A 13,651-nucleotide genomic window follows, 5' to 3' on the forward strand; every position below is an offset into this window, starting at 1 on the left:
CAATGGTATGTCGAACGCGTTAACCTCTCCTCACCGACCGACGGTGTTCCGCATCATGGAACATCCGTCTCATCCGCCGCGGGCGTCACTCGAAGTGGGCGTCGTCGTCCAGCAGCTCGGCCGCTTCGGACTCCGCCTCGGCGAGGACCTGCTTGACGACCGGGATCGCGACGCCGGCGCCGTAGCCCTTGCGGGCGAGCATGCCGACGAGTTTACGCAGGACCGCCTGCGGGTCCTGGCCGACCAGGGACCGGTAGCGGCGGCGGGCGAGGTCGAGGGCGGCGTCGCGTTCGTCGTCGTCGCTGACCTGCTCGACGGCGGCGTCGACGTGCTCGGTGTCGACGCCCTTGCGGCGCAGTTCGCCGGCGAGCGCGCGCTTGGAGAGGCCCCGGGCGCGGTGCCGGGAGTCGACCCAGGCTCGGGCGAAGACGGCGTCGTCGATCATGCCGACCTCGGCGTAGCGCTCCAGGATCCCGGCGACGATGTCTTCGTCGAAGCCTTTCCGGTGGAGGGCCTCGCCGAGTTCGGCGCGGGTCCTGGGCCGGCCCGACAGCAGCTTGAGGCAGTACTGCCGGGCGGCCTCGGGGTCGTGCGGGTCAGAAGTCGACCGCGGGTTCTTCACTCTCGGTCTCCCCGGCGGCGGGGTCGCCCGCCTCGACGCCCAGCTTCTCCTTGATCCGCTTCTCGATCTCGAGCGCCAGGTCGGGGTTCTCCTTGAGGTTGGTGCGGGCCTTCTCCTTGCCCTGGCCGAGCTGGTCGCCCTCGTAGGTGTACCAGGCGCCGGACTTCTTGACGATGCCGTGCTCGACGCCCATGTCGATGAGCGAGCCCTCCTTGGAGATGCCGACTCCGTAGAGGATGTCGAACTCGGCCTGCCGGAACGGCGAGCCGACCTTGTTCTTGACGACCTTGACGCGGGTCCGGTTGCCGACGGCCTCACCGCCGTCCTTGAGCGTCTCGATCCGCCTGACGTCGAGACGGACCGAGGCGTAGAACTTCAAAGCCTTTCCGCCCGTTGTTGTCTCAGGACTCCCGAACATGACACCGACTTTTTCTCGCAACTGGTTGATGAAGAGCGCGGTGGTGCCGGTGTTGTGGAGGCCGCCGGCGATCTTGCGGAGCGCCTGGCTCATCAGGCGGGCCTGGAGGCCCACGTGCGAATCGCCCATCTCGCCCTCGATCTCGGCGCGCGGCACCAAGGCGGCCACGGAGTCGACCACGACCAGGTCGACCGCGCCGGAGCGGATGAGCATGTCGGCGATCTCGAGGGCCTGCTCGCCGGTGTCGGGCTGGCTGACCAGGAGCTCGTCGACGTTGACGCCGATGGACTCGGCGTATACCGGGTCGAGCGCGTGCTCGGCGTCGATCATCGCCGCGACCCCGCCATCGGCTTGCACGTTCGCCATGGCGTGCAAGGCAAGAGACGTTTTTCCGGACGCCTCCGGTCCGTATAGCTCTACGACGCGGCCCCTGGGCAGACCCCCGACCCCGAGCGCCACGTCCAGCGCGATGGAGCCGGTCGGGATGGTCTTGACGGTCTGCTTGGGCTTCTCCCCCAGCCGCATGACCGAGCCCTTGCCGAACTGCTTGTCGATCTGGGCCAGCGCCAGATCGAGCGCCTTGGACTTGTCCTGCGCGGAGTTCATGCCGCTGCCTCCCCTGGAGCCTGATTGCTTCGCCATGCGGAATACGGTAGTCCCCCGGGCCGACAACCTAGGGCAACGGCCTGTTCGAACGCGGCCGGAGGCACCGGTTCAGCGGACCAGCCTTTCGGGGACGCGGTCGGGCCAGGTCCGGCAGACGGCCATCCAGATTTCCTTGGTGCCGGTGCCGTCGGCGAGCGCCTGGTCGACGGTGCGGCCGCCGAGCATGTCGAGCGTATGGTCGGCGGCGACGCTGCGAGCGTAGCCGTCGCCGAAGGTCGCCGCCATGCGTTCCCAGAAGTCGCTGTGTTTCATCGTCACCACGGTAGGCGACACGGTGGTCCGCTACCGGCGCCGGATGGCAAGATTGCCGCGTGCCTCGCGTCAGTCAAGAACACCTCGACTCGCGTCGTCAGCAGATTCTCGACGGCGCGCGCTCCTGCTTCGCCCGGTTCGGTTACGAGGGGGCGACGGTGCGGCGGTTGGAGGAGGCGACGGGTCTGTCGCGCGGGGCGATCTTCCACCATTTCCGCGACAAGGATGCGCTGTTCCTGGCGGTGGCGTCGGTGGATGCGGCGGAGATGGCCGCGACGGTGGCCGAGCGGGGGCTGGTGGGGGTGATGCAGGATCTGACCGCGGCCTCGGACAAGCCGGAGACGGCCGGTTGGCTGGGTACGCAGTTGGAGGTGGCGCGGCGTCTGCGGACGGATCCGGAGTTCGCCGAGGCGTGGGGGCGGCGCCGGGAGGCGATCGCGGAGGCCAGTCGGGAGCGGTTGGAGCATCAGCGGGAGGTCGGGGTGTTGCGCACCGATCTGGATATCGAGGTGCTGGCGGGGTTCCTGCAGTTGGTGTACGACGGGTTGGTGCGGTATCTGGCGACCGGCCGGGAGGATCTGGACATCATGCGGATTCTGGGGCTGGTCGAGGACGCGGTGCGGCGGCGCTGAGCGTTCAGCATTCGGGCAGGGGTCCGGTGGAGTTGAGGTCGTCGGGGTCGATGACGAGCCACACGAACGGGATGTAGCCGGTCTGCCCGTCGTATTCGATCCGGATCGCGAGGTCGGAGGCGTCTTTGCCGGGGTGGTAGTCCCAGTAGCCGTCGGCTTCCTCGCCGCGGGGGGTGATGACGGTGTCGGTCCGCACGTAGCAGTTGAGGTGGTATTGGTCGCCGGCGACGGTGTTGCCGATGGTGTCGGTGCGTTCGGGGTCGGCACCGATGCCGATCTGGGCGTCGATCGATTCGCAGTAGGTGCGGGTGAGGGGGCAGTCCCAGTCGACGGTGCCGGTGACGGTCTCGGTGGCGGCGGTGTCTTCGAGCGGGTCCTGTTCGGCGTCGTGGGGTTCGAGGGTGAGGTCGTAGGCGGTGCTGGCGTGGAGCCCGGTGGCGGTGAGTTCGGCGCAGTCGCCTGCGACTTCGAGACCGGGCGCGTCGATGATGAGCGTGCATCGGCGGGCGTCGGGCTCGGCGTCGGTGCGGACGGTGAGTGAGGAGGCGGTGGCGTCGATGCCGGTGATCGCGATCGGTTCGGCGGGGGCGCCCGATCCGGCTCCGGCGTCGGCCGCGGGCTCGGATTCGGCCTCGGCTTCGGCTTCGGTTTGCGGGTCGCCGGTGGTGGTGCCGGGTTGGTCTCGGTCGGCGACGGCCCAGGCGATGCCGAGGCCGCCGAGCAGGGCGACGACGGCGATGGCGGCGGTGATGAGCGTCGGGTAGAGCGTGGGGCGCGGTCGGCGGCGCGGGGTGGGGGCGGCGCCGGGCGGGGCCGGTTGCGGCGCGAACGGGACGGTGGGTTCGGTCCGGTTCGACGGGAACGGTGCGTTCGGTTCGGTGGTGCCGTCCCGGGCCGGTCCCTGCGGGGCGGGGGCCGTGGCCTCGGGCGGTAGGACCACGGTCCGCTCGGTGTCGTCGGCATCGAGGCGGCCGGTGAGGGCGCCCATTTGGAGGGATTCGGCGAAGGCTTGGCAGGAGTCGGGCCGCTGGGCGGGGTCGCGGGCGAGCGCGCGGTTCAGCAGGTCCTGGAGCCAGGTGGGGGCGTCGTCGCGGGGCAGTGGCGGGGGCGGGGTGGGGGCGGTGACGCGTTCGCGGTGGAGTCCGGGGTCGGTGCCGCCTTCGGGGTCGGCGAACGGGGCGTGTCCGGCCAGGAGCTGCCACATGGTGGAGGCGAGGCTGTAGAGGTCGGAGGCGGGGGTCTGGGGTTGGCGCAGGAGTGCTTCGGGTGAGGCGTGCAGTGGGGTGAGCATGTCGATCGCCTTGGTGGTGGCGAGCGTTTCGGGGGCGCGGGCGATGCCGAAGTCGGCGAGCGCGGGTCCGTATTGGCCGCGTAGGAGGTTCTGGGGTTTGACGTCGCGGTGGAGGATGCCGGCGTTGTGGGCGGCGTGGAGGGCTTGGCCGATTTTGATGCCGACGTCGACGGTGTCGTCGATGGCGAGTGGGCCGTGGGTTTTGAGGATGGTGGAGTAGGAGCCGCCGTCGCAGTGTTCCATGACGATGTAGGGGCGGTCGTCGCCGGTGGTTCCGGTGTCGATGATGGACACGATGTGGGGGTGGCCGGAGACGCGGACGGTGGTGGCCAGTTCCTTCTCCACCGAGGCGGTGGTGGTGACTTCGTCGTCGACCAGGAGGACTTTGATCGCCACGGTGCGGTTCAGGCGTTCTTGGAGGGCGCGGTAGACGAGTGCGGTCGATCCGTGGGCGATGATCTCGAAGTCGCGGTATCCGGGGATGGCCGGTGTGGAGGCGGGCACGCGTGTGGCTTTCTGTTGCGGGGTGGGGTCGGTTGGGAGGCACCGGGGTCCGTGGTCGATTTTAGGCGTGCCCTGCAATGCCGAGCGGCCGGGAAGAGCGTGGCTCTTCCCGGCCGCTCGGTGGTCGGGTCGGTGTTACCAGCGGTCGCGGCGGTCGCGCTTGTTGCCGCGGCCGTCGCGGTCGCGGAAGCTGCGGCGGTCGCCGCGGTGGCCGCCGCGGTCGTCGCGGAAGCCGCGGCGGTCGCCGTCGCGGCGTGTGCCTCGGTCGTCGCGTCCGCGGTAGCCGCGGTCGTCGCGGCCTCGGGAGTCGCCTCGGGGTCCGCCGCGGTCGTCGCGTCGGTATCCGCGGCGGTCGCCTCGGTGGCCGCGGCGGTCGCCGTCGCGGCGGGGGCCGCGGCGGTCGCGTTTGGGCGGGCCCTCGATGAGTTCGCGTTCGGCCTGCTCGCGGAGGCGGGCGGCCTCGCCGCGGAGGCCTTCGATGTCCTCTCTGAGGCGCTCGATGTGGCGTTCGAGGCGGCCGATCTCGGCTTCGCTGCGGGTGGCCTGGTGTTCGGAGGAGGCGGCTCGCATGTCGGTGAAGTTCCGCGCTCCGAGCAGTTCGGTCAGTTCGGGGCCGAAGTTGTCGTTGACGAAGTGGCGCTTGGCTTCGACTCCGGCGCGTTCCAGCAGGCTGAATACGGTGCGGTTCTGGTGCGGGAGTACCAGGGTGACCACGATGCCCGATTCTCCGGCGCGGGCGGTGCGCCCGGCGCGGTGCAGGTAGTCCTTGTGGGTTTTGGGCGGGTCGACGTGGAGGACCATGTCGACGCCGTCGACGTGGATGCCGCGTGCGGCGACGTCGGTGCAGACCAGGGCGTCGATCCTGCCGTGTTTGAACCGGTCGAGGACCTTGGAGCGGTCGGCCTGGGACATGCCGCCGTGGAGGCCGGAGGCGTTGATGCCGGATTCGCGCAGTTCGTCGGCGATGCGGTCGACGGCCAGTTGGGTGCGGACGAAGACCATCGTGCGGCCCGGGCGGCCGGCGATGGCGGCGGTCATGGTGCCTTTGTCGCGCGGCCCGATGAGCAGGAGGTGGTGGGCCATGGTGGTGATCGAGCTGGAGGAGGGGTCGACCGAGTGCTGGACCGGGTCGGTCAGGTACTTGCGGACGAGGACGTCGATTTCCTTCTCGAGGGTGGCCGAGAACAGCATGCGCTGGCCGTCGGGGAGCTGGTCGTAGAGCTCTTCGACCTCGGGCAGGAAGCCCATGTCGGCCATCTGGTCGGCTTCGTCGAGGACGGCGACCTCGACGTTCTCCAGGGAGCATTCGCCGCGGCGGATCAGGTCGCGGAGGCGGCCGGGCGTGGCGACGAGCATGTCGACTCCGGAGCGGAGCGCGTCGATCTGGCGGGAGAAGGCGGTGCCGCCGCAGACGACCTTCATCTCGACTCCGACCGCGTCGCCGAAGGTCTGGAGCGCGTCGGCGATCTGGATGGCGAGTTCGCGGGTGGGGGTGAGGATGACCGCGCGGGGTTTGCGGCGTTCGGTGCGTCCGCCTCCGGCGAGGCGGGCGAGGGTGGGCAGGCCGAACGCGAGGGTCTTGCCCGAGCCGGTGCGGCCGCGGCCGAGTATGTCGCGGCCGGCGAGCGCGTCGGGGATGGTGGCGGCTTGGATCGGGAACGGTTCGACCAGGCCCCGCTCGGCCAGTGCGGCGGTGATCTTCTCGGGCAGGCCGAGGTCTTCGAAGCCGGGGCGGTCGTTGGCGGTGTTCACTCGGTCGGTTTCGACGGTGAAGGCTTTGTCCTCGGGCGCCTGGGCTTCGGGTGCGGGGGTTTCGGGGTCGTGGTCGGGGGTGTCGGCCTGATGCACGGCAGCATCCGACACGGTCGGGTCAGTGGTCATGGGTCGCCTTCCGCGAGAACATGTACGACGCACGTTCCGCGGGATATCGGGTTCACCATGATCCGACGGTGATGGGGCGGGACGCGCCTGAATTCGGGCCGCATTGTGGGCCAGCTATGAACAATAGCCGATGGTGGAACGACGGCGCCACTGCGATGGGCGGCTTGTGTGTGGGGACACCATCAGGAGTCGAGGGTGATCTTGTATTCGAGTGCGGCGTCGACCGGCTCGAACCCCATGGTGGTGTTGATGTCGAGCATGTGGGAGTTGATGTCGGCGTTGTCGGTCCAGATCCGGCGGATCTGCGGGAACTGTTCGCGCAGCAGCCGGAGGTTCACCAGTTTCACGTGCAGACCGAGCCGGTGGCCGCGGTGGCCGGGGTCGACGATGGTGATCCATTGGAAGCCGTGGCGGTGGTCGGGGTCGTCGAACACGCCGATGACGGTGTTGGCGACCGCTTCGCCGGAGGCGCGGTGCCGCGCGATCGTGGTGACCGGGACGATGCCGACCGCTTCGTTGCGGACGGCTTTGGCCTCTTTGAGTTCGGCGTCGATCTGCTCGGGTTCGAGGTCGAGTTCGCCGAGCGGGACCTCGGAGATGATCATGGAGTCGAGGCGGCACATGGTGTCGACCAGTTCGGCGGGGGTGCGGCCGATCCAGGAGATGATCTCGTAGTCGTCGCCGGCGGCCTCGGCCGCGACGGCCAGGAGTGCCCGCTCGCGGTCGGGGTCGAGCGCGTCGACCGCGCAGCGGCTGTTGACCGAGGTGAGGGCGAGAGTGAAGCCGTGCTTCTCGAGGAACTTCCGGCCGGCCTCGCTGCGGGCCGGGCCGTCTTGCCAGGTCGAGAGTGTGGCGATGGTGATCTCGGTGCGGCCTTTGCCCCGGGCGAGGTCGACCAGTCGCTCCAGCAGGGCCGAGCCGATGCCGCGGCGGCGGCGGTCGGGGTGGACCTGCAGGGTCGCCCCGGCGAAGTGCAGATTGTCGCGGGTGGGGAATTCGGCGTTGCAGGTGCCGGCGACCCGTCCGTCCTCGACGGCGATGAGGCGGACGGTCTCTTCGTCCGGGGACGGGTGGACGAGCGACCTGCGGAAGACGCCCTCGTGGGGCGGGGGTCCCTCGGGGTGGTCGACGGCGTGCGCGGCGCGCTCGACTTCGAGGGTGCCGGCGACCAGGTTCTCGTCGGCCGGGTCGAGTTCGATGATCCTCATGGGATTCAGTCTGGCCGGTGGGCCCGGGCCGGGCAATCGATTTTGCGCCGCGTCCGCTCGGCGGTCCCGGGAGACGTTGGAAGCCGCTGTCCTCCGAGCGAAGGGCAGCGGCTTCGTGTTCCCAAGAGCTGAGGGGGCTAGATGGTGTGCAGGTTCGCGGCCTGCGGACCCTTCTTGCCCTGCTCGACGTCGAATTCCACCCGCTGGTTCTCTTCGAGGGAACGGTAACCGGTCCCCGAGATCGCCGAGAAGTGCACGAAAACGTCCGGGCCGTCTCCGTCCGGAGCGATGAAGCCGAAGCCCTTCTCCGCGTTGAACCATTTAACGGTGCCTTGCGCCATTACTAAACTATCCTTGCGATGTTGATTTTCGGACCGGCGGCCGGAGTTCGGAAGGTGGTGCACCGACTTCGTCCTGCTGTTCCCGGCCCGAGGTATTCCGCCGTTGCCGGCGCTGCTCCACCTCGGCAGCGGCCTGCGCGAGGTGGCTCCTGGACTTTACAGGAATTCCGGGCCGTTGTGACCGGAAGCGGCCGCGGAGATCCTGATTTCGCGGCCCTGAACTGGGGATCTCTGAATTTTCCACCCTTTTTTGTGATTCAATTCACTGTCGTTTCGCCCGTTTCGGAGAACTGCGTCCGGTACAGCTCGGCGTAGACGCCGCCCTGCGCGACCAGTTGGTCGTGGGTGCCGGTCTCGATCACCCGCCCCGCCTCCAGGACCAGGATCTTGTCGGCCCGACGCACCGTCGACAGGCGGTGGGCGATCACCAGCGACGTCCGGCCCTCCAGGGCGGTGTCGAGCGCGTGCTGCACCGCCGCCTCCGACTCCGAGTCCAGGTGCGCGGTGGCCTCGTCGAGAATGACGATCGGCGGGGCCTTGAGCAGCACCCGAGCGATCGCCAGCCGCTGCTTCTCGCCGCCGGAGAACCGGTAGCCGCGTTCACCGACGACCGTGTCGAGCCCCGAGTCGAGCCGGCGCACCACCTCGCCGATCCTGGCCCGGTCGAGCGCCGCCCAGATCCGGTCGTCGGTCGCCCCGGGCCGGGCGTAGCGCAGGTTCTCGCGCACCGTGTCGTGGAACAGGTGGGCGTCCTGGGTGACCATGCCGATCCGGTCGGCCAGCGAGGACAGCTTGAGCCCGCGCACATCGGCCCCGCCGACCTCGACGGCGCCGCCGCTCACGTCGTACAGGCGCGGCACCAGGTTCGCGGCGGTGGTCTTCCCGGCGCCGGAGGGCCCCACCAGCGCCACCAGCTCGCCGGGGTCGACGGTGAACGAGACCCCTTCGAGCACGGCGCGGCCGTTGTCGCCGAGGTCGGGCCGGGCCAGGTCCTCCAGGCTGGCCAAGGACACCTCGTCGGGCCCCGGGTAGCGGAACCGGACGTCGCGGAACGCGATCGAGGCGGCGCCTTCGGGCAGTTCCCGGGCGTCCTCGGCCTCGCGGATGAGCGGCCGCAGGTCGAGGACCTCGAAGACCCGCTGGAAGCTCACCAGCGCGCTCATGACGTCGACGCGGACGTTGGACAGGGCCGTCAGCGGCCCGTACAGGCGGGTCAGCAGGAGCGCGAGGGTGACCACGGTGCCGGCGGTGAGCTGGCCGCCGAAGACGAGGACGCCGCCGACGCCGTAGGCGACCGCCTGGGACAGGCCGGCGACGAGGGTGAGCGCCACGATGAAGGTGCGCGCGTACATCGCGGTCGTGACGCCGATGGACCGGACCCGGTCGGCCTTGTCGGAGAACTCGGTCGACTCGACCTCGGGGCGGCCGAACAGCTTGACGAGCATGGCGCCGCCTACGTTGAACCGCTCGGTCATCTGGGTGTTCATGGCGGCGTTGAGGTCGTAGCTCTCCTTGGTGAGCGAGGCGAGCCTGCGGCCGACCCATTTGGCCGGGACGATGAACACCGGGACCAGGATCAGCGACAGCAGGGTGATCTGCCAGGACTGGAAGAACATCACGCCGAGCGTCAGCGCCACGGCGATGCCGTTGGAGACCAGGCCCGAGAGCGTCGTGGTGAAGGCGCGCTGGGCGCCGAGGACGTCGTTGTTGAGCCGGGAGACCAGGGCGCCGGTCTGTGAGCGGGTGAAGAACGCGACCGGCATGGACTGGACGTGGTCGAACACGGCCCGGCGCAGGTCGAAGATGATGCCTTCGCCGAGGCGGGCGCTGTACCACCGGTTGACCAGGGTGACGGCGGCTTCGAAGACCGCCAGGGCGGCGATGACGCCGGCCAGGAGGAGCACGCCGCGGCGGGTGCCGTCGGGACCGGTGAGTTCGTTGACGATGTCTCCGGCCAGGACCGGGGTGGCGACGCCGATGGCGGCGGTGACGGTGACCAGGAGCAGGAAGATCGCGATGTCTCGGGCGTAGGGGCGGGCGAATCGGAGGATGCGGCGCTTGATGTCGCGGCTGAGCTTGACGCCTTTGAGGTCGTCGCCTCGCCGCATGGAGCGCATGGCTTCCCATCCGGCGCCTCCCATTGATGCCACTCGGGCCCTCCCGGCTCTGCAGGGCCCGGTGGCGCGGCGCGCACCGGGCCCCGGTCTCGCTTCCTGGTGCTCCATCACAACATGGAAGGCGAGCCGGTTTATTTCGCGCCCGGCCCGGGTGACCGGCCGGGCCGGGACGCGCCCCGGAGCGCGCTTCAGCGTCGGGAGCGTTTGCGGGCGCCGCCGCGGGTTCGAAGCTCGACGCCGCCCTCGGTCAATAGTCGGTGCACGAACCCGTACGAGCGGCCTATGGTGGAGGCGATATCCCGGATGCTCTGCCCTTTCAGGTATTCGGCGGTGACGTACTCGGTCAGTTCGCGGCGTTCGTCGCCGCGGACTTGCCGGTTCGGATCGGTTCTGGAGGAATCGGGGTCGGTTCCGGTGCGGGGTGCGGCAGCGTCAGGGGCCATGTGTCCTTCCCTGAGTACGGACGGTGATCGAAATGTCTTGTGAAGTTTGCCGGATTTCCCCCGCCCGACGGTTCCTTCTGTCGGATACCCGATAGTTTCTGGACATGACCGCGCCTCAGACCGAGTTCACCGGGCAGGTGGACGGCCTCGCCCAGGGGCGCGTCCGCCACCACCGCCTGCGCGACATCGTGATCTGGTTGTCACTGCTGGTGGCGACGCTGACACTCGCGTCGGTGGCGGCCCGCGCCTCTGATGTGGTCGGTCCGGCGACGCTGCCGTGGTGGCCGGCGCAGGACCTGTCGCTGCACGTCACCGCCGGCATGGTGGTCGCACCGCTGACGGCGGGGGCGGTCCTGTTCGTCGCCTCGCGCCCGGCCGCGGCCCGGATGCCGTGGAACCAGGTGCTGGTCCTGTCCTATCTGGCCTCACTGGCGTGGTCGGGTGCGCTGCACACCAACGTCGCCCCCGAGGCCGCGCCGGCCGATACCCCCGGCTCGCAGCGGGCGCTGGAGCAGCTCGTGGCCCTCACCGGCTCGCAGGCGGGCCTGGCGATCGCGGTGATCTCGCTGTCGTGTCTGACCGTCCCGCTGGGACTGGTCGCGGTGAAGTCGGTGTGCGGGCCGGTCGCGGCGCGGGCACTGGCGCCGGTGCTGATCCTCGGCCCCTGGGCGGCCTGGACGACGCTGGGCCTCGACGGGGTCTCCGCCGCCGCGTGCGCGGCGGCCCTGGCGGCCGGCGCGATGGCCTCGGAACGGCGGGTCCGCGGCTTCGACGCCCTCCGGCAGGCCACGGCCACCGGCGGGCTGCTGGGGGGCGCGGCGCTGCTGTCGTACGGCGCGGCATGGTTCGCGGTGTCGCTGCTGTGCCTGTACTTCGCGCGGCGGCGGCCCTGGCACATCCTGGGGACGGCCGGAGGGGCGCTGGCGGTGCTGGCGTTGACCGCGGCGTTCGGATACTCCTGGCCGGCGGGGCTGGCCGACACCTACAACGCCGCGATCGGCGAGATCGCCTCGCACCCGGGGCAACTGTGGTGGCTGCTGCTGATGCCGGCGCTGGCGTGCGCCGCGTGCGGCCCGGCGATCGTGCAGAGCCTGCGGCGGTTCGGCTCGAGCGCGGCATGGCCCCTCATGAGCGGACCGCTGCTGGCGCTGATGCTGGCGCCGCTGTCGGGGACCGGCCTCGAGCGGCCCGAATACGGATGGGTGGCGCTGTGCCCCTGGCTGGTGGTCGCGGCCACCGCGCCGCCGGCCAAGCCGACGCGAAGCCTGCCGGCGGCGGCCGAGGGCCGCCGGAATCGGCTGGTGCGGGCCCCGCTGCCGCTGGCCGCCGCGGGCGCGTGCGCCGCGGTGGTGCTGATGTACTCCGGCTGAGCTCGGCCCGAACCGGGACCTCAGGCCAGCTCGACCAGTTCCATCAGCTCCTCGGACCAGAGGTCCTCGTCGCCGTCCGGCAGCAGGATCGCCCGCTCCGGACGCAGAGCCTCGACCGCGCCCGGGTCGTGGGTGACCATCACGATCGCGCCGCCGAAGCCGTCGACCGCCTCCAGCACCTGCCGGCGGCTGGCCGGGTCCAGGTTGTTGGTCGGCTCGTCCAGCAGCAGCACGTTCGCGCCCGAGCAGACCAGGCTCGCCAGCGCCAGGCGGGTCTTCTCCCCGCCCGAGAGCACGTCGACCGGCTTGTACACGTCGTCGCCGGGGAACAGGAACGCGCCGAGGATCTTCCGCAGTTCGGTCTCGGTCAGGTCGTTCGCGCCCGACGAGGAGGCGGCCGACTGCATCTGCTCGATGACGGTGCCGTCGTGGTCGAGCGTGTCGTGCTCCTGGGCGAAGTAGCCCACGCGGAGGCCGTGACCGGGCGTCACCTCGCCGGTGTCCGGTTCCAGGGAGCCGGCCAGGATGCGCAGGAGGGTGGTCTTGCCGGCGCCGTTGAGGCCCAGGATGACCACTCGGGAGCCGCGGTCGATCGCGAGGTCGACGCCGGTGAAGACCTCGAGGGAGCCGTAGCCTTTCGACAGGCCGCCGGCGGTGAGCGGGACTTTGCCGCAGGAGGCGGGTTTGGGGAGGCGGACGTCGGCGACCTTCTCGGCCAGCGGGTCGTCTTCGAGGTCGTCGATCATGGCTTCGGCGCGGCGGATCATGTTCTTGGCGGCCTTGGCCTTGGTGGCTTTGGCGCCGAGTTTCGCGGCTTGGCGGGTGAGCGCGGAGGCCTTCTTCTCGGCGTTGGTGCGCTCGCGGCGGCGGCGTTCGGCGTCTTCGGCGCGCTGGCGCTGGTAGGCGGTCCAGCCGAGGTTGTAGGCGTCGATGGCCGAGCGGGTCGGGTCGAGGTACCAGACCTTGTTGACCACTTCGTCGAGCAGTTCGACGTCGTGGGTGATCAGGACCAGGCCGCCTTTGTGGGAGGCGAGGAAGCCGCGGAGCCAGGTGACGGAGTCGGCGTCGAGGTGGTTGGTGGGCTCGTCGAGCAGGAGGATGCCGTCGCCGTCGTCGGCGAAGAGGATGCGGGCCAGTTCGACGCGGCGCCGCTGGCCGCCGGAGAGGGTCTCGAGCGTCTGGCCGAGGACGCGGTTTTCGAGGCCGAGGTTGGAGCAGATGCGGGCGGCCTCGGCTTCGGCGGTGTAGCCGCCGCGGGCGGCGAACTGCTCTTCGAGGCGGGAGTAGCGGCGGATGAGCTTGTCGCGGTGGGCGTCGTCGACGGTCTCGGCGAGGGCGGCTTCGGCTTTGGCGAGGTCGGCCAGGAGCCGGTCGAGGCCGCGGGCCGAGAGCACGCGGTCGGTCGCGGTCTGGGTGAGGTCGGCGAAGCGCGGGTCCTGCGGGAGGTAGCCGAAGGGGCCGTTGTTCTCGACGTGGCCGGCGTAGGGCTGGGTGAGGCCGGCGAGGACGCTCATCGTGCTGGTCTTGCCGGAGCCGTTGCGGCCGACCAGGCCGATACGGTCGCCGGGTTGCACGCGCAGATCGGCCCCGGTCAGGAGGATGCGCGCTCCGGCGCGCAGCTCGAGGCCGCTGGCGGTGATCATGGCACTCCTCACGGTGGGGTGGGTTCCCGGAACGGGCAGACCCGTCAAGTCTAGGCGGCGACGTCGGTCACGGTCATGTCCCTGTCGCCGACGACACCTGAGGTATCGGCTCGGACACGTTTGGTGAGTCCCTTTCCTCCTTTTGGGGGAGTCCGCGAAGGCTCCGTGTCCGGAAATGTTCTACAAGAGTTCAGGTCTGCGAGTTGTATCGCCTGGTCATGGGCTTGGTGTCGGAATCGGCACAGGTAGGTTTCGCCGCACTA

12 protein-coding genes are annotated in these 13,651 nt (G+C 70.1%); 2 read left to right on the plus strand and 10 right to left on the minus strand.

Going from position 1 to position 13,651, the window contains the following annotated elements:
• Positions 1-85 precede the first annotated feature (85 nt).
• The 3 genes from CUT39_RS05555 to CUT39_RS05565 form a co-directional block, all read right to left on the minus strand.
• Positions 86-622, minus strand: coding sequence for a regulatory protein RecX (locus tag CUT39_RS05555; protein WP_100444972.1), 537 nt, complete (start codon positions 620-622; stop codon positions 86-88).
• Positions 597-1,646, minus strand: a complete 1,050-nt coding sequence (gene recA / locus CUT39_RS05560) for a recombinase RecA (RefSeq protein ID WP_100444973.1) — start codon at positions 1,644-1,646, stop codon at positions 597-599. Before recA ends, CUT39_RS05555 begins: the two co-directional genes overlap by 26 nt.
• 108 nt (positions 1,647-1,754) lie before the next feature.
• Positions 1,755-1,958: a DUF3046 domain-containing protein gene (locus tag CUT39_RS05565; RefSeq protein ID WP_100444974.1), complete on the minus strand. Its 204-nt coding sequence runs from the start codon at positions 1,956-1,958 to the stop codon at positions 1,755-1,757.
• A gap of 59 nt (positions 1,959-2,017) precedes the next feature.
• Here CUT39_RS05565 and CUT39_RS05570 point away from each other — a divergent pair, with 59 nt between their 5' ends.
• Positions 2,018-2,590 carry a TetR/AcrR family transcriptional regulator gene (locus CUT39_RS05570; protein WP_100444975.1) on the plus strand — a complete coding sequence of 191 codons (573 nt, stop codon included), beginning with the start codon at positions 2,018-2,020 and terminating at the stop codon, positions 2,588-2,590.
• Positions 2,591-2,594: 4 nt separating this feature from the next.
• On the opposite strand, the gene CUT39_RS05575 is transcribed toward CUT39_RS05570, so the two are convergent.
• The 6 genes from CUT39_RS05575 to CUT39_RS05600 all read right to left on the minus strand — a co-directional run bounded on the left by CUT39_RS05575 (position 2,595) and on the right by CUT39_RS05600 (position 10,375).
• Entirely contained in the window at positions 2,595-4,385 is a 1,791-nt protein-coding gene (locus CUT39_RS05575; protein WP_157930494.1) for a serine/threonine-protein kinase, read from the minus strand.
• A 135-nt stretch (positions 4,386-4,520) separates the two neighbouring features.
• Entirely contained in the window at positions 4,521-6,266 is a 1,746-nt protein-coding gene (locus tag CUT39_RS05580; RefSeq protein ID WP_100444977.1) for a DEAD/DEAH box helicase, read from the minus strand.
• Between the two features lie 182 nt (positions 6,267-6,448).
• On the minus strand, positions 6,449-7,474 hold the full coding sequence (locus CUT39_RS05585; RefSeq protein ID WP_100444978.1) for a GNAT family N-acetyltransferase: 1,026 nt from the start codon (positions 7,472-7,474) through the stop codon (positions 6,449-6,451).
• 137 nt (positions 7,475-7,611) lie between these two features.
• A complete protein-coding gene (locus tag CUT39_RS05590) occupies positions 7,612-7,815 on the minus strand; it encodes a cold-shock protein (RefSeq protein WP_100444979.1) in 204 nt (67 codons plus the stop codon).
• Between the two features lie 257 nt (positions 7,816-8,072).
• Positions 8,073-9,956, minus strand: coding sequence for an ABC transporter ATP-binding protein (locus CUT39_RS05595; protein WP_100444980.1), 1,884 nt, complete (start codon positions 9,954-9,956; stop codon positions 8,073-8,075).
• A gap of 164 nt (positions 9,957-10,120) precedes the next feature.
• A complete protein-coding gene (locus CUT39_RS05600) occupies positions 10,121-10,375 on the minus strand; it encodes a helix-turn-helix domain-containing protein (protein ID WP_100444981.1) in 255 nt (84 codons plus the stop codon).
• A gap of 104 nt (positions 10,376-10,479) precedes the next feature.
• On the opposite strand from CUT39_RS05600, the gene CUT39_RS05605 reads away from it, so the two are divergent.
• Positions 10,480-11,745, plus strand: a complete 1,266-nt coding sequence (locus tag CUT39_RS05605) for a hypothetical protein (RefSeq protein WP_100444982.1) — start codon at positions 10,480-10,482, stop codon at positions 11,743-11,745.
• A 20-nt stretch (positions 11,746-11,765) separates the two neighbouring features.
• Here CUT39_RS05605 and CUT39_RS05610 read toward each other — a convergent pair whose 3' ends face one another.
• Positions 11,766-13,388: an ABC-F family ATP-binding cassette domain-containing protein gene (locus CUT39_RS05610; RefSeq protein WP_100444983.1), complete on the minus strand. Its 1,623-nt coding sequence runs from the start codon at positions 13,386-13,388 to the stop codon at positions 11,766-11,768.
• Positions 13,389-13,651 lie beyond the last annotated feature (263 nt).

The sequence above is a fragment of the Glycomyces xiaoerkulensis genome (assembly GCF_002798405.1).
GTDB classification, from domain to species: domain Bacteria; phylum Actinomycetota; class Actinomycetes; order Mycobacteriales; family Micromonosporaceae; genus Glycomyces; species Glycomyces xiaoerkulensis.